21 protein-coding genes are annotated in these 19821 nt (G+C 62.2%); 10 read left to right on the top strand and 11 right to left on the bottom strand.

The features are described from left to right. Positions 1-69: 69 nt before the first annotated feature. From ACE3OO_RS19860 to infA, 8 genes are all read left to right on the top strand, one after another. On the top strand, positions 70-1077 hold the full coding sequence (locus tag ACE3OO_RS19860; RefSeq protein ID WP_374305757.1) for an arginase family protein: 1008 nt from the start codon (positions 70-72) through the stop codon (positions 1075-1077). A 187-nt stretch (positions 1078-1264) separates the two neighbouring features. Beyond that, positions 1265-1918 (top strand): alanyl-tRNA editing protein, encoded by a 654-nt coding sequence (locus ACE3OO_RS19855; protein WP_374305755.1) that lies wholly within the window; start codon positions 1265-1267, stop codon positions 1916-1918. 195 nt (positions 1919-2113) lie between these two features. Next, complete coding sequence (locus ACE3OO_RS19850; protein WP_374305753.1) at positions 2114-3676, top strand: ABC transporter substrate-binding protein; 1563 nt, start codon at positions 2114-2116, stop codon at positions 3674-3676. Positions 3677-3811: 135 nt separating this feature from the next. Then, the gene (locus ACE3OO_RS19845; RefSeq protein ID WP_374305751.1) at positions 3812-4834 is read left to right on the top strand and encodes an ABC transporter permease; all 1023 of its coding nucleotides are present in this window, start codon (positions 3812-3814) and stop codon (positions 4832-4834) included. 12 nt (positions 4835-4846) lie between these two features. Beyond that, positions 4847-5749 (top strand): ABC transporter permease, encoded by a 903-nt coding sequence (locus tag ACE3OO_RS19840; RefSeq protein WP_374305748.1) that lies wholly within the window; start codon positions 4847-4849, stop codon positions 5747-5749. A gap of 12 nt (positions 5750-5761) precedes the next feature. Then, positions 5762-6631 carry an ABC transporter ATP-binding protein gene (locus ACE3OO_RS19835; protein WP_374305746.1) on the top strand — a complete coding sequence of 290 codons (870 nt, stop codon included), beginning with the start codon at positions 5762-5764 and terminating at the stop codon, positions 6629-6631. Then, complete coding sequence (locus ACE3OO_RS19830) at positions 6628-7401, top strand: ABC transporter ATP-binding protein (protein WP_374305743.1); 774 nt, start codon at positions 6628-6630, stop codon at positions 7399-7401. The genes ACE3OO_RS19835 and ACE3OO_RS19830 overlap by 4 nt, the downstream gene beginning before the upstream one ends. A gap of 211 nt (positions 7402-7612) precedes the next feature. Continuing rightward, positions 7613-7888, top strand: coding sequence for a translation initiation factor IF-1 (infA, locus tag ACE3OO_RS19825; RefSeq protein WP_374305740.1), 276 nt, complete (start codon positions 7613-7615; stop codon positions 7886-7888). Between the two features lie 10 nt (positions 7889-7898). Here the strand turns inward: infA and ACE3OO_RS19820 are convergent, their stop codons facing one another. Beyond that, positions 7899-8747 carry an LOG family protein gene (locus ACE3OO_RS19820; RefSeq protein WP_374305738.1) on the bottom strand — a complete coding sequence of 283 codons (849 nt, stop codon included), beginning with the start codon at positions 8745-8747 and terminating at the stop codon, positions 7899-7901. 170 nt (positions 8748-8917) lie between these two features. Here ACE3OO_RS19820 and ACE3OO_RS19815 point away from each other — a divergent pair, with 170 nt between their 5' ends. Together ACE3OO_RS19815 and ACE3OO_RS19810 are read left to right on the top strand one after the other, a co-directional pair. Further along, positions 8918-10993 carry an aminotransferase class III-fold pyridoxal phosphate-dependent enzyme gene (locus tag ACE3OO_RS19815; protein ID WP_374305736.1) on the top strand — a complete coding sequence of 692 codons (2076 nt, stop codon included), beginning with the start codon at positions 8918-8920 and terminating at the stop codon, positions 10991-10993. 9 nt (positions 10994-11002) lie between these two features. Further along, the gene (locus ACE3OO_RS19810) at positions 11003-11635 is read left to right on the top strand and encodes an FkbM family methyltransferase (protein WP_374305734.1); all 633 of its coding nucleotides are present in this window, start codon (positions 11003-11005) and stop codon (positions 11633-11635) included. A gap of 2 nt (positions 11636-11637) precedes the next feature. On the opposite strand, the gene ACE3OO_RS19805 is transcribed toward ACE3OO_RS19810, so the two are convergent. The 10 genes from ACE3OO_RS19805 to ACE3OO_RS19760 form a co-directional block, all read right to left on the bottom strand. Then, a complete protein-coding gene (locus tag ACE3OO_RS19805; RefSeq protein WP_374305732.1) occupies positions 11638-11928 on the bottom strand; it encodes a hypothetical protein in 291 nt (96 codons plus the stop codon). Beyond that, positions 11925-12611, bottom strand: a complete 687-nt coding sequence (locus tag ACE3OO_RS19800; protein ID WP_374305730.1) for a hypothetical protein — start codon at positions 12609-12611, stop codon at positions 11925-11927. Before ACE3OO_RS19800 ends, ACE3OO_RS19805 begins: the two co-directional genes overlap by 4 nt. A gap of 114 nt (positions 12612-12725) precedes the next feature. Continuing rightward, positions 12726-14132 carry an APC family permease gene (locus tag ACE3OO_RS19795; RefSeq protein ID WP_374305728.1) on the bottom strand — a complete coding sequence of 469 codons (1407 nt, stop codon included), beginning with the start codon at positions 14130-14132 and terminating at the stop codon, positions 12726-12728. Between the two features lie 11 nt (positions 14133-14143). Beyond that, positions 14144-14341 (bottom strand): hypothetical protein, encoded by a 198-nt coding sequence (locus ACE3OO_RS19790; protein WP_374305725.1) that lies wholly within the window; start codon positions 14339-14341, stop codon positions 14144-14146. A 16-nt stretch (positions 14342-14357) separates the two neighbouring features. After that, positions 14358-14837: a hypothetical protein gene (locus tag ACE3OO_RS19785; RefSeq protein WP_374305723.1), complete on the bottom strand. Its 480-nt coding sequence runs from the start codon at positions 14835-14837 to the stop codon at positions 14358-14360. Between the two features lie 81 nt (positions 14838-14918). Then, entirely contained in the window at positions 14919-15197 is a 279-nt protein-coding gene (locus ACE3OO_RS19780; protein ID WP_374305720.1) for a hypothetical protein, read from the bottom strand. 311 nt (positions 15198-15508) lie between these two features. Beyond that, entirely contained in the window at positions 15509-16816 is a 1308-nt protein-coding gene (gene glnT, locus ACE3OO_RS19775) for a type III glutamate--ammonia ligase (protein ID WP_374305718.1), read from the bottom strand. A gap of 95 nt (positions 16817-16911) precedes the next feature. After that, complete coding sequence (locus ACE3OO_RS19770; RefSeq protein ID WP_374305715.1) at positions 16912-18249, bottom strand: FMN-binding glutamate synthase family protein; 1338 nt, start codon at positions 18247-18249, stop codon at positions 16912-16914. A gap of 14 nt (positions 18250-18263) precedes the next feature. Then, positions 18264-18962 (bottom strand): protein glxC, encoded by a 699-nt coding sequence (locus ACE3OO_RS19765; RefSeq protein ID WP_374305712.1) that lies wholly within the window; start codon positions 18960-18962, stop codon positions 18264-18266. 2 nt (positions 18963-18964) lie between these two features. After that, positions 18965-19821, bottom strand: an 857-nt coding sequence (locus tag ACE3OO_RS19760) for a glutamine amidotransferase (RefSeq protein WP_374305710.1), incomplete at its 5' end; no start/stop codon positions are given.

Below are 19821 nucleotides of genomic sequence, written 5' to 3'. Positions count from 1 at the left end.
TGGACGATTATTGTCAGCAACCAGCGCGACGGCTAGGTTCATCCTCGAATTGCATGACGGGGGATGAAAATGGACGAGGCCGAGTTCCAGCGCAAAAAGGCGGAGATGGAGCCCTGGTATTGGTGGGGCATCCAGACCTTCTTCAAATGCCAGTTCGACGAGAACCCCGGCAATTGCGATATCGCCCTGGTCGGCGTGCCGCATTCTTCCGGCAATGGATCGACCGAGCGTGACCAGCACCTCGGCCCTCGCGCAGTGCGCAATGTTTCGGGCTGGTATCGGCGCGGCCACCAGAAATACGGCATCGTTCCCTGGGAGGTGGCGCGCATCAACGATATCGGCGATGTGCCGCTGCCCCATGCCATGGTCAACGACATCTGCGTCAAGGATATCGAGGGCTTTTACCAGCGCATCGACCGCGCCGGCGCCCGGCCCGTTTCAATCGGTGGCGATCATGCCATCACCGGGCCGATCCTCAAAGCCCTGGCGGGCAAGCAGGCCAAGACCACCGGCGGTCGCAAATGCGCCCTCCTCCATTTCGACGCGCATCGCGACGATTACGAACATATCCCGCACTGGCTGGGAGCCGAGCGCTCGGCGGCGCATTGGGCAGCCTATACGGTCGCGGAAGAGCATGTCGACCCCAGCAGGAGCGTGCAGATCGGCATGCGCGGCAACCCGATCCGCCCGCGCAAGGACCTCAATTACAGCAAACTCGGCTATCGCCTGATCCCGGCCGAGGAGTTCTTCGAGATCGGGATCGACCGCACCATCGACATCATCCGCGAGCGCGTGGGCGACATGCCGCTCTACATCACCTTCGACCTCGATGTGCTCGACCCGGCGGATGCACCCGCGGTTTCCAATCTGGAGCCGCTGCATGAGGGATTGCGCGCCTCGCAGATCGTGAAGATCTTTCACGGCCTGCGCGGGCTCGACATCATCGGCGGCGATATCGTCTGCATGATCCCCACCAAGGACAACCCCAACAACATCACGGCCATGAACGCGATGGCCATCATGTTCGAGATGGTTGCGCTGATAGCCGATAACATCGACAAAGAGCGCAAAGGATAACCTGGCCCTTGCTCAATCGTCATGCCCAGGCTTGACCCGGGCATCAGCTTGCATCTGAAGGACAGAGCCCGAGCGCATCAGATCCCCGGGTCAAGCCCGGGGATGACGGTCTGGATGGAGTATCGCGGCAATATAGTTGCCGACGACACTCTTGCTCCGTCTGAGGCACCTCTTTAAAAATGTGCGCATGCTACGGAAAGTTTTCTGGGAAGACCCTTATCTCGCGTATCTCGAGACGGAGGTAGCGACGGTCGACGGCAGCAATGTCACGCTGACCGCCACGATCATCTATGCCTTCTCCGGCGGGCAGGAGAGTGATCACGGCACGATCGGCGGGCATGAGGTCCTCGATGCCCGGAAAGCGGGGGCCGACATCATCTACACCTTGCCTACCGGCCATGGGCTGGCGCCCGGCACAAGGGTCGCAACCACGATCGACTGGGAACGCCGCTATCGGCTGATGCGGCTCCATTTCGCGGCCGAGATCGTGCTGGAGATCGTCTATCGCGACCTCGGCCCCATCGAGAAGATCGGCGCCCATATCGCCGCCGACAAGGCGCGCATCGACTTCGCCCGGGCAACCCCCGTGACGCCGGAGCTTGCCGCCCTCACCGCGCGTGCCGACGCTGTCATTGCCGCCGATCTGCCCATAACCAGTGCCTTCAGCGATATCGGCGCCGGTCGGCGCTACTGGCAGGTAGCGGGGTTCGACCCTGTCCCTTGCGGCGGGACGCATCTGAAGCGCACCGGCGAGGTGGGTCCGCTGACCCTGAAACGCCGCAATATCGGCAAGGGCAAGGAGCGAATCGAGATTTTCCTGCAGGAACCGGTGCCCGCCTAAGCTTGCGGCAGGGCTGCCCGTTTTTACGGCGCCTCTCAAGAAAAGATCGCGCCCCTTCTTGGCCTTACGGTCAGAATTTCATTGCAGATTTGTGATCGCGGTATAGCCTAGCGGGCGGCATGGGCGCGGGGCATGCGCCCAAGGCAATGCTTGTGGGATGCAAGAACAAGTCCGATTACAACCAGGAGGCTCTCGATGAATATGCTTCTTAAGGCCGGCGTCGCCGGTCTTGCTCTGGTCATGGCCAGCGGCTTCGTTGCCGCTGAAGCCAAGACACCCAAGGACACGCTGGTCATGGCCTGGGTCTTCGACGACATCATCTCGCTCGATCCGGCCGAGATCTATGAATTCTCCAGCTCCGAATATATGGCCAACACCTATGACCGCCTGGTCGTGCAGGACCTCGACAAGCCAGGGGAGATCAAGTTGCAGGCGGCCGAAAGCTGGTCCGTCTCCGATGACGGCAAGGTCTTCACCTTCAAGGTCCGCCCCGGCATCAAATTCGCCTCGGGCAACGAGATGACGGCCGACGACGTCGAGTTCTCGATGGAGCGCTATGTCCTGCTCGCGAAGAATCCTTCCTTCATCATGAATCAGTTCGGCCTGAAGCCCGAAAACGTCAAAGACATGATTCGCGTGAAGGATGCCTCGACCGTCGAAGTCGAGCTCGATGCCGCCTATGCGCCGAGCTTCTTCCTGAACTGCCTGTCCTATACCTCGGCCGTGGTCGACAAGAAGGAAGCACTGGCGCACGAGAAGGATGGCGACCTCGGCTATGATTGGATGCGCACCAACTATGCCGGTTCCGGTCCCTTCGTGCTGAAGGCCTGGAAGCCGAATGAATCGCTGGTCCTCGAAGCCAACGAAAGCTATTGGGGCGGCGCGCCGAAGATCAAGCGCGTACTCGCGAAGAACGTGACCGAAAGCGCCACCCAGCAGCTGCTGCTGCAGAAGGGCGACGTCGACATGGCCCGCAACCTCACCGGCGACCAGTTGAAAGCCATCGCCGGCGACAAGAGCGTCCATGTGGCCGCGGCACCGAAGGCGACCTTGTGGTATATGGGCCTCAACACCAAGAACGAATATCTCGCCAAGCCCGAAGTTCGCCAGGCCATGAAGTACCTGGTCGACTATGACGGCCTCGCCGACACCTCGTTCAAGGCGATCGGCATCAAGCACCAGACCTTCCTGCCCGAAGGCCAGCTGGGTGCGGATAACGAGACACCGTTCAGCCTGAATGTCGAGAAGGCGAAAGAACTCCTCGCCAAGGCCGGCGTGCCGGACGGCTTCAACGTGACGATGGATACGACCAACAAGACGGAGACCCGCCTCCTCTCGGCCTCGATCCAGAACACGATGGCCAAGGCCGGCATCAACATCATCATCAAGCTGGCCGACAACAAGACCACGCTGACTAAGTATCGTGCCAGCCAGCACGACATCTATATCGGCCAGTGGGGTTCGGATTATCAGGACCCGCATTCGAACGCCGAAGGCTATCTGATGGCGCCGCTCGCCAAGCGCAATCAGTGGCAGCTGCCGGAGAATGAAACGGCCGTTCTCGCCGCCCGCGACGAGAAGGACGGCGCCAAGCGTGCCGCCATGTACATGACCCTGCAGAAGCAGGCACTGGAGACCAGCCCCTATGTCATCATGTTCCAGCAGGTCGAAACCGCGGCCGTGCAGAACAATGTGAAGGGCTTCGTCCTTGGCCCCACCTTCGATCTCAATCTCTATTCGAATGTGGCCAAGGAATAAGCTTGCTCTTGCCGCCGACGCCCTCTCCCCTTGCCGGGAGAGGGCGTTTTCTTTAGATGGACCTCGAACTAGTCTGATTTCTTGAATTCCGGGGATTGAAGCGAGGATGCGACCCTCCATGACGAGAGCCCTTTCATGCTGATCAAATCCCGACGCCTGCGCGGGCTTCTGCGCACGCTTGCTTCGGTTCTCACCACCCTGTTCGGCCTGTTGTTGGTGACCTTCGTCATCAGCCGTCTGCTGCCTGCCGATCCGGTGCTGGCCATCGTCGGCGATCACGCGACCGAGGATTATGTGGCGCGCGTGCGTGAACAGCTCGGCCTCAACAAGCCGATCCTCGTTCAATTCTGGATCTACCTGTCGAACGTCCTCCAGGGCGATCTCGGCCAGTCGATCCGCACCAGCCAACCGATCGCCCAGGAATTGATGAACGTCTTTCCGGCGACGCTGGAGCTGGCGACGCTCGGCACCCTCATCGGCATCGTGCTCGGTATTCCCCTAGGCGTGCTGGCAGCTGTGCGCAAGGACACGATGGTCGACCATGTCGTCCGCTTCTTAGGCCTGGTCGGCTATTCGGTGCCGATCTTCTGGCTGGGATTGATGGGCCTCCTCGTCTTCTACGCCAAGCTCGACTGGCTGCCCGGACCCGGGCGCCTCGATTTCGGCTATGAGGATATGGTGACGCCGGTCACCGGCCTGATGACCGTAGACACGCTCATCGCCGGCGACATGGACCTCTTCAAGAATGCACTGGGGCATCTGATCCTGCCGGCGAGCCTCCTTGGTTATTTCAGCCTTGCCTATATCAGCCGCATGACACGGTCGCTGATGCTGGGGCAGCTATCCCAGGAATACATCCTGACCGCCCGCGTCAAAGGCGTTTCCGAGACACGCATCATCTGGAAACACGCCATGGGCAATGTGCTGGTACCGCTCATCACGGTCATCGCCCTTTCCTATGGCAATCTGCTGGAAGGCTCCGTGCTGACTGAAACCGTTTTCGCCTGGCGGGGCCTCGGCCTCTACATCACCGATTCGATCTTCGGCCAGGACATGCCGGCGGTCATGGGCGGCACCATCGTCGTGGGCGCCATCTTCATCATCATCAACATGCTAACGGATCTGGCCTATCGGCTGCTCGATCCGCGTGCGAAATAAGGGAGGAGACGCATGATTTCCGCTTCCTTCCGCAACTGGCTGCTGAGCGACGTGCCGGATTCGCGGTTTCAGGCCCGCATGGGCCGCTTCTATCTGGGCTGGCTCACCTTCGCCAAGAACCCGCTGGCCATGCTGGGCCTCCTTATTCTGATCCTGCTGGTCGTCATGGCGGTATTTGCGCCCTGGATTTCGCCGCACAATCCGCTCTCCGGCGAGTTGCAGGACCGGTTGCTGCCGCCCTCGGCCAACTTCCTGCTCGGCACCGACGAGAATGGCCGCGATATCTTCAGCCGCATCGTCTTCGGCGCCCGCACCACGCTCTACATCATCGGCCTCGTCGCCGTGACGGCGGCACCCATTGGCCTTCTCATCGGCACCACCGCCGGCTATCTGGGCGGCTGGGTCGAAACCACGCTCATGCGCTTGACCGACGCGTTCCTGGCCTACCCTAAGCTGATTCTGGCCCTCGCTTTCGCCGCGGCCTTGGGGGCGGGCCTCGAGAACGCGGTGCTAGCCATCGCCCTCACCGCCTGGCCGCCTTACGCGCGCATCGCCCGCGCCGAAACCCTCACCGTGCGCAACAGCGACTATGTCGCCGCTGCCCGCATGACCGGGGCCGGTTCCTTGCGCATTCTTTTCGGCCACATCATGCCGATGTGCATTCCCTCGCTGATCGTGCGCGTCTCACTGGACATGGCCGGCATCATCCTCATCGCCGCAGGCCTCGGCTTCTTGGGGTTGGGCGTCGCCCCGCCGCAGCCGGAATGGGGCTCCATGGTCTCGGAAGGCCGCTCGCAGATCCTCGAGCAATGGTGGGTCTGCACCTATCCCGGCATCGCCATCTGCATCGTCAGCCTCGGCTTCAACCTGATCGGCGACGGCCTGCGCGACGTCCTCGATCCGCGCGGCAAATAAGGACGGCACATGATGACCGACACACCCGTCCTCGACGTTCAGAACCTCAATGTCCGCTTCGACACGCCCAAGGGTATTTTCCATGCGGTGAAGGATGTCAGCTTCACCATGGGCCGCGAGAAGCTCGCCATCGTCGGTGAATCCGGTTCCGGCAAGACGCAGACCGGCCGCGCCATCCTGGGATTGACCCAGGGGCACATCACCGCCGACCGGATGGCCTTCCACGGCACCAGCCTGCTCGGCCTCTCGCCCTCGGACTGGCGCGAGATCCGCGGCCGGCGCATCGCCATGGTGATGCAGGACCCGAAATATTCGCTCAATCCCGTGATGAGCATCGGCGATCAGCTGATCGAGGCCGGACAACGTTTGTTTGAGCAGCGCGGAGCAGGCTCCATCAGTCCCCGCCAGCGCGCCCTGGAGATGCTGGAGGCCGTGAAGATCCGCGATCCCTTGCGCGTCTTCAATGCCTGGCCACACGAACTTTCAGGCGGCATGGGCCAGCGCGCGATGATCGCCATGATGCTGATGGCGGAACCCGAACTGCTCATCGCCGACGAACCCACCTCGGCGCTCGACGTCACTGTGCGCCTGCAGGTGCTGGCGATTCTCGACGATCTGGTCAAGACACGGAATATGGGACTCATCTTCATCAGCCACGATCTCAACCTGGTGCGCACCTTCGCTGACCGCGTCCTCATCATGTATGGCGGGCGCGTGGTCGAAGAACGGCCGGCGCAGGATCTGTACAATGCCAGCCATCCCTATACGCGCGGCCTCCTCGCCTGCGCGCCCGAGGTCGAACGACCGACCAAGCGCCTCGCCACGCTAACGCGCGACCCGGCCTGGGCCGATGCGCCCCAACCGGCGGGAGCGGCACGATGATCGAGCTCAACAATCTCTCGGTCGTCTTCGGTGAGGTCGACAACCGCGTGCTCGCCGTCGATCAGGTCAGCCTCCATGTCGAAGCCGGCGAAAGCTTCGGCCTGGTCGGCGAATCCGGTTCCGGCAAATCGACGATCCTGCGCGCCGTGGCGGGGTTGGTGAACAGTGCCGGCGGTACCATCAGCATCGAAGGCAAGCCGCTCGGGCAGCAGCGCGACAAAAGCTTTTACGCCAAGGTCCAGATGGTGTTCCAGGACCCGTTCGGCTCGCTCCACCCCAAGCACACGATCGACCGCATCCTCACGGAACCGCTGGTCGTTCACGGTATTGAGGACCGGGAAGCGAAGGTCCGCGCTGTTCTGGAACAGGTTCAGCTCGGCCCCTCCTTCCGCTTCCGCTATCCGCACCAATTGTCGGGCGGCCAGCGCCAGCGCATCGCCATCGCCCGCGCGCTCATCCTGCGGCCGCGCATCATCCTGCTCGACGAACCCACGTCGGCCCTCGACGTGTCGATCCAGGCGGAAATCCTCAACCTGCTCGACGATATCCGCACCGAAATGGGCGTCACCTACCTGCTGGTCAGCCACGATCTCGGCGTGGTGGCGCATATGTGCAACCGCTTTGCCGTGATGCGCCAGGGCAAGCTGGTGGAGGTGGCGGAAAGCGCGAATCTGGGCACCGGCGCGCTGGCCCACCCCTATTCGCGCCAGCTGCTGCTGGCCAGCAAGGGCTATGACCGCGCGGTGATCGATACCTTCGCGGACCTGTGATCCGAAAAAATCTTCTATATTTCAATAGGTTGTCGAATTTCCGTCAAGGCAGCACGGCTGCTTTGCCCGGATTGAGCTTGAATGGGCTGCAGACCTGCTTTATTTCATGGCGCCATCAGCGATGAGACCGGTTTCACTTCCGCGTCAGACCCTTGGCCGGGCGCCAAAATTCGGCCTCGTCGCCCCATGCGACCTTTTGTGAAAGAGACCCATGTCCAAAGAAGACGTCATCACCTTTGACGGAACCGTCACGGAGATGCTGCCGGACCTGCGTTATGTGGTGCAGCTAGATAACGGGCACCAGACCCTGGCCTATACCTCGGGCAAGATGCGCAAGAACCGCATCCGCATCCTGGAAGGCGACCGCGTCACGGTCGAGATGACCCCTTATGACCTGACCAAGGGCCGCATCACCTTCCGTTTCAAGGACGAGCGCCCGAACACCGGCACGGGCCCGCGCCCGGCGCCGTTCAAACGCCGCCACTGAGCTTCCGACTTCAGGGGGACGGCCGGCGCTTGGTGCGGGCCGGCTTCAACCCCCGCGCCTTGAGCGCCGCCCAGGCCTCGGCGCCTGTATTGACGATATCGAAGATCTTGAGATCGGCGGCCTCGATGAGGCCGCTGTCGATCATGGCGTTGAAATTGATGACACTGTTCCAGTAATCCTCGCCGACCAGCACGACCGGCGTTGGTGATGCCTTCTGCGTCTGCTGCAGGGTCAGGATCTCGAACAGCTCGTCCATCGTCCCGAAACCGCCCGGAAACACCGCAAGCGCCCTGGCCCGCATGGCGAGATGCATCTTGCGCATCGCAAAATAGTGGAAGCGGAAGGTGAGGTCGGGCGTCGAATAGGGATTGGGCTGCTGCTCGCCGGGCAACGTGATGTTGAAGCCGATCGACGGCGCCCCCGCTTCATGGGCACCGCGATTGGCCGCTTCCATGATGCCGGGCCCGCCGCCGGTGGCGATGACGTTGTCGCGCTGGCCGTCGACCGGCTTCATGGCGCCGCCTTCTTCCGAGACCAGCCGGGCAAAGCTGCGCGCTTCCTGGTAAAAGCGCGACCAGGCGCCGAGCTTTTCCGCCTGGGCCCGGGCCTCGCCGGGGGCCGCGGCGGCAATGCGCGCTGCCGCCAGTTCGGGCGAGGGGATGCGCGCCGAGCCGAACACGATCACCGTCGAGCGCACGCCCCAGTCACGCAAGGTCAGATCCGCCTTGGAATATTCCAGGGCAAAGCGCATGCCGCGCAGTTCGTCGCGATTCGAAAGGAAGTCGATGTCCTGCACCGGCAGCAGATAGCTTGGCGCATTGCGCTGCAGGAAGTTGTCGGGGCCCTTGGGGTCGCTCATGGCGGGTACTCTGTCGGTCGCATCTTGGCCGGATCATGCCCTGTGGCGGGTGATTTGCCCAACAAATTGTCCCCCCAGCACGCCGGGACAGGTGACGATCACCTGCTGCACGATCCTGGGGTGAGGTGGTAAAAGGGACATCGACCTCACCCCGTTTCCCGAGCCCGCCGATGAAAGAAGCCACGGCCACCCTGATCGAGCAGATGCTGGCGCGCGTCCGGACCGGATTGCCGGCCCATGACAATGTCCCCCATATCCGACGCTGGCTCGATTTCAACAACCATCGTTTCGGCCCCGTGGTGGACGCACCGCTGGGGCACGACCATGTGGCGATCCTGGATGCCAGCTTGGAACCGGAACGGCTCGGCCATCCCAGCCGCGATGGGGGAGAAAATCTGACGCTCTGGTGGCGCGCCATGCAGGCGCGTGTGGCCCCGCGCATCGGCATCGGCCGCTATGCCGAGGACCGTGGGATCTATGATCATCCCGAGGAGCCCCGCGACGACAAGGCGCGCAAGATTCATCACGCCATCGACATCTTTCTTCCCGCGGGCACGGATGTTCTCTGCCCCTTTATGGGAACGATCGAGGATTTCGGTTACGACGCCGAACGGCACGGCTTCGGCGGCATTGTAATCCTGCGGCACGAGACCGATGACGGCGTGCCGTTCTGGACCTTCTACGGCCATCTCGCGCCGGGCGGGCTTGCCATCCTGCGGCGCGGCCAGCGCGTGGCGCCAGGGGCCGTTATCGGCCGGCTGGCGGCGGAGACCGAGAATGGCGATTGGCCGCCGCATCTCCATTTCCAGCTGATGACGCATTTGATGGGATGGAAGGCCATAGAGGTCAACGGACTTTCCCGGTCCGATCAATGGGAATTGTGGCGCGAGATCTGCCCCAATCCCAATATCGTTCTGGGCATCGGCGCTGACTGCGCGGCACCCGTGGCGCGCAGCAAGGCGCAGCTGCTGCGGGAGCGGCAGCGACATCTCGCCCCCTCCTTCAGTCTCGCTTATGAGACGCCGCTGAAGATCGTGCGGGGAAGCGGTTGCCATCTTTATGACGAGACCGGCGCCGCCTATCTCGACATGGTCAACAATGTGGCCCATGTCGGGCATGCGCATCCGCGCGTCGTCGCCGCGGCCAGCCGGCAGATGCATGCTCTCAACACCAACAGCCGCTATCTCCATGACAACCTTGCCACCTATATCAGGCGCCTTGCCGAGATTCTGCCGCCGGAGCTCTCGGTCATCTATCTGGTGAATTCCGGCAGCGAAGCCAATGATCTGGCGCTGCGCCTGGCGCATGCTCATACCGGCGCCCACGACGTCGTCGTGGTCGACCATGCCTATCACGGCCATCTTTCCAGCCTCATCGACATCAGCCCCTACAAGTTCGATGGGCCCGGCGGCGAAGGGCGCCCGGCCCATAGCTGGGTCGCCGAGATGCCGGATCCCTATCGCGGCCGGCTGCGTAGCGGCGACAAGGAAATCGGTCCGGCCTATGCCGAAAGTGTGGCGACCCTGGTCATGGATATGATCGCCCTCGGGCGCAAGCCGATGGCCTTCATTGCCGAATCCATCCAGGGCTGCGGCGGACAGATTCCATTCCCGCCTGGCTATCTCAAGGCCGCCTATGGCCATGTGCGGCGCGAAGGCGGCCTCTGCATCGCCGACGAGGTGCAAGTCGGCTTCGGCCGGGTGGGCACGCATTGGTGGGCGTTCGAGACGCAGGGGGTGGTCCCCGACATCGTCACCATGGGCAAGCCCATCGGTGCCGGCCATCCCTTGGCCGCCGTGGCGACGCGGCCGGAGATAGCGGCGAGCTTCGCGAACGGCATGGAATATTTCAACACCTTTGGCGGCAATCCGGTTTCGGCAGCAATCGGCCTTGCCGTACTGGACGTTATCCGCGACGAAAGGCTGCTCGCCAATGCGCGCAACCGCGCGGCGCAATTGATGGATGGCCTGCGCCGGCTTGCCCAGCAACACCGGGTCATGGGTGATGTCCGCGGGCTCGGCCTCTTTATCGGCGTCGAATTCGTCAAGGATCGCGGGACCCTGCAGCCGGATGCCGACGCCCTGAAACGGTTGATCGAAGCGATGAAATCGGCGCGCATCCTGCTTTCCAGCGAAGGTCCGCACCACAATGTGCTCAAGCTAAAACCGCCGCTGGTCATCAGTGCCGCGGAATGCGACCATTTCCTGGGTATGCTCGGCCGCACTCTGCGTGATCTTTCCCTTTAGGAGGCCGTCTTGACCTTTCCCATCGAAAGCTACTCCTCCTTCGGCGAGGACCGCCTGATCCTCAAATACCTCGCCAAGCACCCGACCGGCTTCTATGTCGATGTCGGCGCCCATGCCCCGATCGACTATTCCAATACGTTCGCCCTCTACCAGCGCGGCTGGCGCGGGATCGCCATCGATCCGGACCCGGATGCGATCGCTGCCTTCGGGCGGACGCGCCCCGAGGACATCGCCCTGCAGCTCGCCGCCGGCAGCAAGCCCGGCAAGGTGACGCTGCATCTTTTCAACGACCGTTCGATGAACACGATCGATGACACTCTTTTTGAAGAGACGAAGAAGAACCCGCGCAAGCGGCATCTCGGCGATATCGTGGTCGAGCGCAAGACGCTGGCCGCAATCCTGGCGGAACATGTGCCGGCCGGCCGCACCATCGATTTCATGAATGTCGATTGCGAAGGCGCCGATCTCGACGTGTTGCGCTCCAACGACTGGGCGCGCTTCCATCCACGGCTGCTGGCGGTCGAGGATCTCAACCTGGACCTGGAGCGCGTGGTCGAGAGCCCGATCTTCCGCTTCCTGCGGCCGCTCGGCTATCGCCTCGTCTCACATCTCCATTACACGTCGCTCTATCGCCTCAGCTGAACTTACGCCTTGGGGTGCGCGTGGTGGAAAATCTCCCAGCGCACCTTGGCCCAGCGATAGGCATCCATGATGGCGACGGCATAGATGAAGAAGCCGCCGGCATAGCGACCGACGATGCTGGCATCGGGAGCGGCGTATTTCGACGTCACATAACCCAACGCCACGGTCGTGAAGGCAAAGAGCAGGCCGCGATTGGCCTGGTTGTTGGCGATCTGCCCCATGCCGGGCAGGGCCACGGCGATGAGCAGGACCAGCAGCGGGTGCAGCGGCGGCTTGAGGGGTTTGTCGGTCATGCGGTCATTCCACCCGATTTGGCAAGATCGTCCGAAAGGGCGATGCAGCGGTCCATCATATCGGCAAGCAGGGCTGGCTCAAGCCGCACGCCGCGGAAATCGGCGATGCGCAGCACGAGATATTCGGCCCGCTCACCCTGGTCGATGAGGCGCACCAGGCGCACGCCCTTGGGCGTCGCCAGCATTTCCTTCGCCTCGACGGCGCCGAAAAAGTCGATATGCCGCTCCAGCAATTCGAGCGGCGGCGCCCGGTCCGGATCATCGGTCTTGGCCTGGGCACCGGCCGGCCAGTGCCCCGGCACGGGCAGCTGGAACGGCAGGTCGTTGGCCGGCGCGTAGAATTCATTGTTCTGCACCCGCACCAGAATATCCGTGGCAGCAATCCCCGGAAGCCCCCGCAACAAGGTCACGCGCAACCACAGAACCGGCAGCTTGCGGAAGGTCAGCGTGTCGATGATGGCGTCGATTTGGAAGTCATGATCTCGGTAGCGGCCGGCAAGGACGGGAAAATCCGCCCGCTCCTGCGTCACCCGGTAGGATTGGAAGAGATCGTAACTCGGTGCAAACAGGGCCCCGCGGGCCTGCCGCCGCCGGCTTTGGTCGCGGCGGTAATAGAGAATGAGGACGGCGAGCGCCGCCGCGATCAGGGCAGCCAGGAGGAGAAGCGAGGTGGGCACATTCATGTCGGCAATAGGCATTCCAAAAACAAAGCGGCCGGCGGGTCACCCCGCCGGCCGTGTGAGAGGTAGAGCGTGGCGGAAGTGCGGTGCCTCGAAACCGGGCGCCGCCTCCTCCGATCAATAACCCTTCGGCCGCGGCCAGGCCATGGTGAACTGGTCGCCCCGCCGCACATATTTGTAGCGGAAGAGAACGAACCAGACCGAAGCGACGATGTAGAACAGCATCATCGCCAGGAGCTGCGTGCCAAAGCCGAGATAGACCGCGATATAGGTCGCCGCGCAAAGAGCCAGCAGCACAATCGACGGGATCGGGTGGAACGGGTGGATATAGCCGCGCTTGATCGAGTCGATCGGCCATTTCCCGCGGAAACGGAACATGTTGATCGGCATGAAGGTGTAGCCGAGCAGACCCGACAGGATCGAGAAGGTGATGGTCGGGGCCAGCAGCTGCAGGAAGCCGAACGACGCCGCGATCGGGATGAGGAAGATGATCGCGCGATAGGGCGTGCGATATTTGGGATGTACCGCCGCGAAGAATTGCGGCAGGTAGCGATCGCGCCCCATCGAGAACCAGGCCCGCGCCGCATCGTTGATGCAGCCATTGGCCGAGGCCAGCGCCGAGAACACCGTGCCAACCCAGAGCAGGACGATCAGCAGCGTGCTGCCCGATACCCGCGCCGCGTCATAGAGCGGGGCGAGGGCCGTACCCAGATATTCCCAGGGGAGCGAGCCTGAGCACACATACCAAGTGAGCGCCGCGGCAATCAGGAGCGTGATCATGCCGGTCATCGTGCCCAGGGGCAGCGAACGGCCGCAGGAGCGCACTTCTTCCGCCGCCTGGCAGGTACCTTCGATGCCGAGATAGTACCAGATGCCGAACTGGAAGGAGGCAAGGACGCCCATCCAGCCATAAGGCAGGCCGCCCATGCCGAGGCCTTCATGCTGCAGCGGTTCGGCCGTGAAGATGCCGAACTGATACGACACCACCAGCACGATGATGGAGAAGAACGCCACCGCCGTGATCAGGAAGTTGACCGACAACGCCATGAAGACGCCGCGGTAATTGAGGAAGGCCAGTGCCGAGACAGCCAGGAGCACGAACGGTCGGGCATCGACCGCGCCGGCTTCCGCGCCGAGGCTTTCCGAAGCGATGCGGATGAGATCGCCGAAGACGAAGATGTCGGCGGCTTCCAGCATGGTATAGGCCAGCACCAGATAGAGACCGACATTGAAGGCCATCAAGGGGCCAGTCGTATGCTTGGCCTGAGTATACTGGCCGCCGGCGGCAGCCACGGTCGACGTCACTTCGGAATCGATCATGGCGACGCAGGTATAGAGCAGGCCGATGATCCAGCAGGCGATGATGGAGCCCAGCGCGCCGCCTTTCTCGACCGAATAGTTCCAGCCCATGAACTCGCCGACGAGCACGATGCCGACGCCGAGCGCCCACACATGGGTCGGGCCCAAGACCTTCACGAGGTTGATGGAAGATGGCTTTTCGCCGTTTGCGGTAATGTCTGTCATGGCGGTGCCCCTCAACCCCTCTTATGGCCGTCTTGCTGCATGGCAAGTTCGTCGACACCTTCCTGAGAACTGGTCAGGATGTCTTCGCTGTATTGCTGGCTGACGCGGATCGCGTCCCACACCATCCACAGCAGCAAGGCCAGCGAGACCAGCCAGGCACCGGCTTGAATGACGTCCCAGGGTCCTCGGAATTGCAGAAAATCGAGCATCGTTCCCCCCTATTCCTTACGACCCGTTACCGAATTTTTCGGCGATGACCTGGCGATATTCCCGGTCCGACTGCCAGACCAGGAAGATGAAGTAGCCGGCGATCGCCGCCAGCGTGGCAATGAGGCCACCCCAGCTGAAGGAATAGTCGTAGCGCAGGGTAATGGCGGCAGCGGCCCCTTCGAGGTCGATGCCGAGCTTTTCCCATTGCGCCTGCATGACCGGGGTCTGCTCCAGCGCTTCCCAGGTCAGGTTTTCGAAGCTGACCGTGCCATCGGGCGCGGTGCGCTTGATGAGGCCTTTGTCGTTGCTGACCACGGTGGTGCCGTCGGTTGCCGTTTCCGTCGTCACGGCACCCGGCAGCCAATCACCCTTGGCAGCACCCGCCAATTCCATTTCCAGCGGCACCAGCAGCGCCAGGAACACGAGCACCAACAGGAACACGGCATCGAATGCCTGCCCTAGACCACTTTGTTTCGGTGGTTGATATTTAGCCATTGCCTTCCTCCCCTCATCGGCCGGCTGACAGCTGCCCGGATCGCACGCAGCGACCCACTTTTCTTGTTTTGGCGGGCAGCCTTAGCGGTTCGCGTCCAAATGCTTGATATCGAGTTCGTAGATGAACTTCTTGTCGTGGCCGTAATGCGAAATCATCGCGGCGATCGATGCGGTATTGAAGATACCGACAAGCAGGCCGGCAATTGCCAGCAGCAGCTTCGCCTGTCCGTCCTGGATGAACCCACTGACGGAGAAATAGACGAAGAGCAGGCTCGCCCACAGGACGACCACAAAGGCCCAGGCCCACAGGCGATCTTTATTGAACATGGAATCTACGCGCGACTGAAGGTCGTTCGCCATATCACTCTCCCCTGAGACGGCGATCGCTTTAAGGGCCATCGCTTCATCTTGACTGAACGCCCCGGGTCCTGCCGAGGCGGCACTCCCAATTCACGCGCCCCATTCGGGGTCATCGCGGCGCTCCACTTGGCGGGAGCTTTCGTCAGTCCGATCTGGCTTCGAGAGCCGATTCGGACGCGTCATCTATGGCACTTATTAATTCCTAACATGCCATTTATGACTTTACTAGACTTAAATGAAGTTTCCTTTGCGGAAACATCGCAACCCGGAAGAAAACCGCCCGGACTTGCGTCCGGGCGGTCGATCTGGCGTCAGCAATCGAGCGTGTTGTGTCGCTCCCACTCGGTGAGATGCTTCGTGTAGCTGTTCCATTCCTCGGTCTTCATCCGCACATAGGCGTTGATGAAGGAATCGCCGAACTGCTCGCGCACCACCTTGCTGGCATCGGTCAGGCGCAGGGCGTCGAGCAGGTTGAGCGGCAGCTTGCGCCCGCCCTTCACCGTGTGCCCTTCGGTATACATGTTGATGTCGAGGCGCTTGCCCGGATCGCGGTTGTTGTTGATGCCGTCGAGACCCGAGGCCACGATCCCCGCCTGCAGCAGATAGGGGTTGGTCGAACCGTCGGCGAGGCGCAGCTCGAAGCGGCCCTCATCCGGCACGCGGATCATGTGCGTGCGGTTGTTGCCGGTCCAGGTGATGGTGTTGGGCGCCCAGGTGGCGCCCGACACGGTCCGCGGCGCGTTGATGCGCTTATAGGAATTGACCGTCGGGTTGAAGAACGAGCAGAGCGCGTCGGCATTGTGCTGGATGCCGCCCAGCACCTGGTAGGCGAGCTTGGAAAGCCCCAATTCGCCTTTCGGATCGCTGAACAGGTTCTTCTTGCCGGCCATGTCCCAGAACGAGATGTGGGCGTGGGCGCCGTTGCCGGTCAGGGTGCTGAAGGGCTTGGGCATGAAAGTCGCACGCAGGCCGTGCTTCTCGGCGATCGATTTGGCCATGTATTTGAAGAAAACGTGACGATCGGCCGTCAGCAGCACATCGTCATATTCCCAGTTCATTTCGAACTGGCCGTTGGCGTCCTCATGGTCATTCTGATAGGGCTTCCAGCCCAGGGCCAGCATGGAATCGCAGATCTCGGTGATGACGTCATAGCGGCGCATCAAGGCGAGCTGGTCATAGCAGGGCTTGTCGGCAGTATCGGCCGCGTCGGCGATCTGCTTGCCGTCCGGGGTGATCAGAAAGAACTCGCATTCGACGCCGGCCTTGGCCCGGAGGCCCTTCTTGCCGGCTTCGGCGATCTTGCGCTTCAGCAGATTGCGGGGCGAATCCGCCACGGGCTTGCCGTCCATCCACAGATCGGAGGCGAGCCAGGCCACTTCCGGCTTCCATGGCAATTGGATGAGGCTGTCGGGATCGGGCTTGGCAAAGAGGTCGGGATGAGCCGGCGTCATATCGAGCCAGGTCGCGAACCCGGCAAAGCCGGCGCCATTCTTCTGCATTTCCGCGATCGCGGCCGCCGGCACCAGTTTGGCGCGGAGCGCGCCGAAGAGATCGGTATAGGAGATCAGGAAATACTTGATCTTGCGTTCCTTCGCGACCTTGGCGAGGTCGGTTGCCATTTTTAAACCCCCTTCGTTGTAAAGCCTCAATTCACCTGTTCGATTTCGATCTTACAGCCGCTCCTGCGAGGGAGCGGCTGGCGTCGTTCTTTTGTTCAATACTTGCCCTGGCCGGGGATCCAATTGGTGCCGGCCAGCGGCACGCCGGCCATCGCCGCGGATTCCACGGTGAGGGCCACCAGATCGTCGGGTTCGAGATTGTGCACATGGCTCTTGCCGCAGGCCCGCGCGATGATCTGCGTTTCCATGGTCAGGACCGCCAGGTAATTGGCCAGGCGATGCCCGGCCTTGACCGGGTCGAGGCGCGAAGCGAGGACCGGATCCTGCGTCGTGATGCCGGCCGGGTCGCGGCCTTCGTGCCAATCATCATAGGCACCGGCGGTGGTGCCGAGCTTCTTATACTCGCTTTCCAGCGCCGGCGAATTGTCGCCGAGCGCAATCAGCGCCGCCGTGCCGATAGCGACGGCGTCGGCACCGAGGGCCAAGCATTTGGCCACGTCGGCACCATTGCGGATGCCGCCGGAGACGATGAGCTGCACCTTCCTGTGCATGTCGAGATCCTGCAGCGCCTGCACCGCCGGTCGGATGGCGGCGAGGATCGGCAGACCCACATGTTCGATGAAAACTTCCTGCGTCGCCGCGGTGCCGCCCTGCATGCCGTCGAGCACGACGACATCGGCGCCGGATTTCACGGCCAGCGCCGTGTCGTAATAGGGACGCGTGGCACCGACCTTCACATAGATCGGCTTCTCCCAATTGGTGATCTCGCGCAGCTCGGTGATCTTGATGGCGAGATCGTCGGGGCCGGTCCAGTCGGGATGCCGGCAGGCCGAACGCTGGTCGATGCCGATGGGCAGGTTGCGCATCTTGGCCACCCGCTCGGTGATCTTCTGGCCCAGCAGCATGCCGCCGCCGCCGGGCTTGGCGCCCTGGCCGACCACAACTTCGATGGCATCAGCCTTGCGGAGGTCGTCCGGGTTCATGCCGTAGCGCGAGGGGAGGAGCTGATAGACCAGGATATCGGAATGACCGCGCTCTTCCGGCGTCATGCCGCCGTCGCCGGTGGTGGTGCTGGTGCCCATGGCCGAAGCACCGCGGCCCAGCGCTTCCTTGGCATTACCGGAAAGCGCGCCGAAGCTCATGCCGGCGATGGTGACCGGCGTCTTGATCTCGATCGGCTTCTTGGCAAAACGCGTGCCCAGCACGACATTGGTGCCGCATTTCTCGCGGTACCCTTCCAGTGGATAGCGCGAGATCGAGGCACCGAGGAACAGCAGATCGTCGAAATGCGGGACCTTGCGCTTGGCACCGCCGCCGCGAATATCATAGATGCCGGTCGCGGCCGCGCGCTGGATTTGGGCAATGGCGTCCGCGTCGAAGGTCGAATTGAAGCGCGGCGGCGTATAGAAGGGGCTGTGTTCGTTCGAGGACATTCTGTCATTCCCTCTCAATACGCATCGACATTGTCGACATGGAAGTTGTAGAGGCTCCGCTTGGAGCCATAGCGCTTGAATTTCTTCGGATCGGCATCAATGCCGGCCTGCTTCAGAAGGCGCGTGAGCTTGGCCAGGTGATGCGGCGTCATCTTCTTTTCGATGCAGTCGGAGCCGAGGCTTTCGACCTTGCCCTGCACATAGAGCCGCGCTTCGTAGATGGAATCACCAAGGCTCGCCCCGGCATCGCCACAGACGACCAATGCGCCGCTCTGGGCCATGAAGCCGCTCATGGCACCGACCGAGCCTTTGACGACGATGTCGATGCCCTTCATGGAAATGCCGCAGCGGGTCCCGGCATCGCCTTCGATCACCAGCATGCCGCCCTGGCCGGTGGCACCGGCAGCGGAGCTTGCCGTGCCCTTCACGCGGACTTCGCCCGACATCATGTTTTCGGCAACGCCGACGCCGCATTGGCCATGAATGACGACAGTCGCCTTCTGATTCATGCCGGCGCAGTAATAGCCGATATGGCCGTTGACATGGACCTCGATCGGCTGTGTGAGGCCGACCGCGCAGGCATGTTCGCCATGAAGGTTATTGAGATGCCACACCTTCTCATTGGTGTCGGCGGGCAGGGATTGGAGCTTGCTGTTGACTTCGCGCAGCGACGTCTTGGTCAGATCGAAAGCATTCATGTTCGGATTGGCCATGATCAGTGGAGGCTCCAGCTATAGACGGTGGCGGGGGCCGGTTCCCAGATCTTGGCCTTTTCGATGTTCGGCAGATAGGCAAGGCTGCGGAATTCCGACGCCATCGCCACCCAATCATCGTTTTCGGCCAGAACCGCCGGCTTGCAGGCGATGCCGTCGCGCAGGACCGCAAAACCGTCCTTGGTGCCCATGGTGAAGGTGAAGAAGCCGTCGAGATCGGCAAGGCCGGCTTCCATCGCTTCCTTCAGCGTGGCGCCTTCGCCGAGGCGATGGGCGAAATAGCGCGCCGCCACTTCCGAATCATTGTCGGTGTCGAATTCCTGGCCCTGCTTGCGCAGCCACTTCCTGAGATTGTTGTGGTTCGAGAGCGAACCATTGTGCACCAGGCACATGTCGGAAGCGGGGGTGAAGGGGTGCGAATGTTCCGTCGTCACGGCGCTTTCCGTGGCCATGCGGGTGTGACCGATGGCGTGGCTGCCCTGCATGTGCGCCAAGCCGTATTTCCGGGCGACGTCGGCCGGCAGTCCCATGTCCTTATAGACTTCCATCAGCTTGCCATAGCCCATGATGCGGATTTCCGGATGCTTGGCCTTCACCCAGGCGACCACATCGGCTTCGTTCGTGTCGGCGGTAACGAGCGCATGATTGCCGCGCTGTTCGACATCGATCTCGACATTGAGATCGGCGCCGAGATCGCCGATGACACCGCGCCAGGGATAAGCCGTATCGGCGTTGAACAAGGTCAGCTTGCTGCGCTTGCCCGAAACCGGGCTGTGATAGACGGCAATGCCGGCGCTGTCCGGGCCGCGATCGGTCATGCCGATCAGCATGGTTTCAAGATGTTTGCCGAGTGCCGGCT

The organism is Ferrovibrio sp., from assembly GCF_041906005.1.
Classification (GTDB): domain Bacteria; phylum Pseudomonadota; class Alphaproteobacteria; order Ferrovibrionales; family Ferrovibrionaceae; genus Ferrovibrio.
This window is presented reverse-complemented; position numbering and strand designations above follow the sequence as displayed.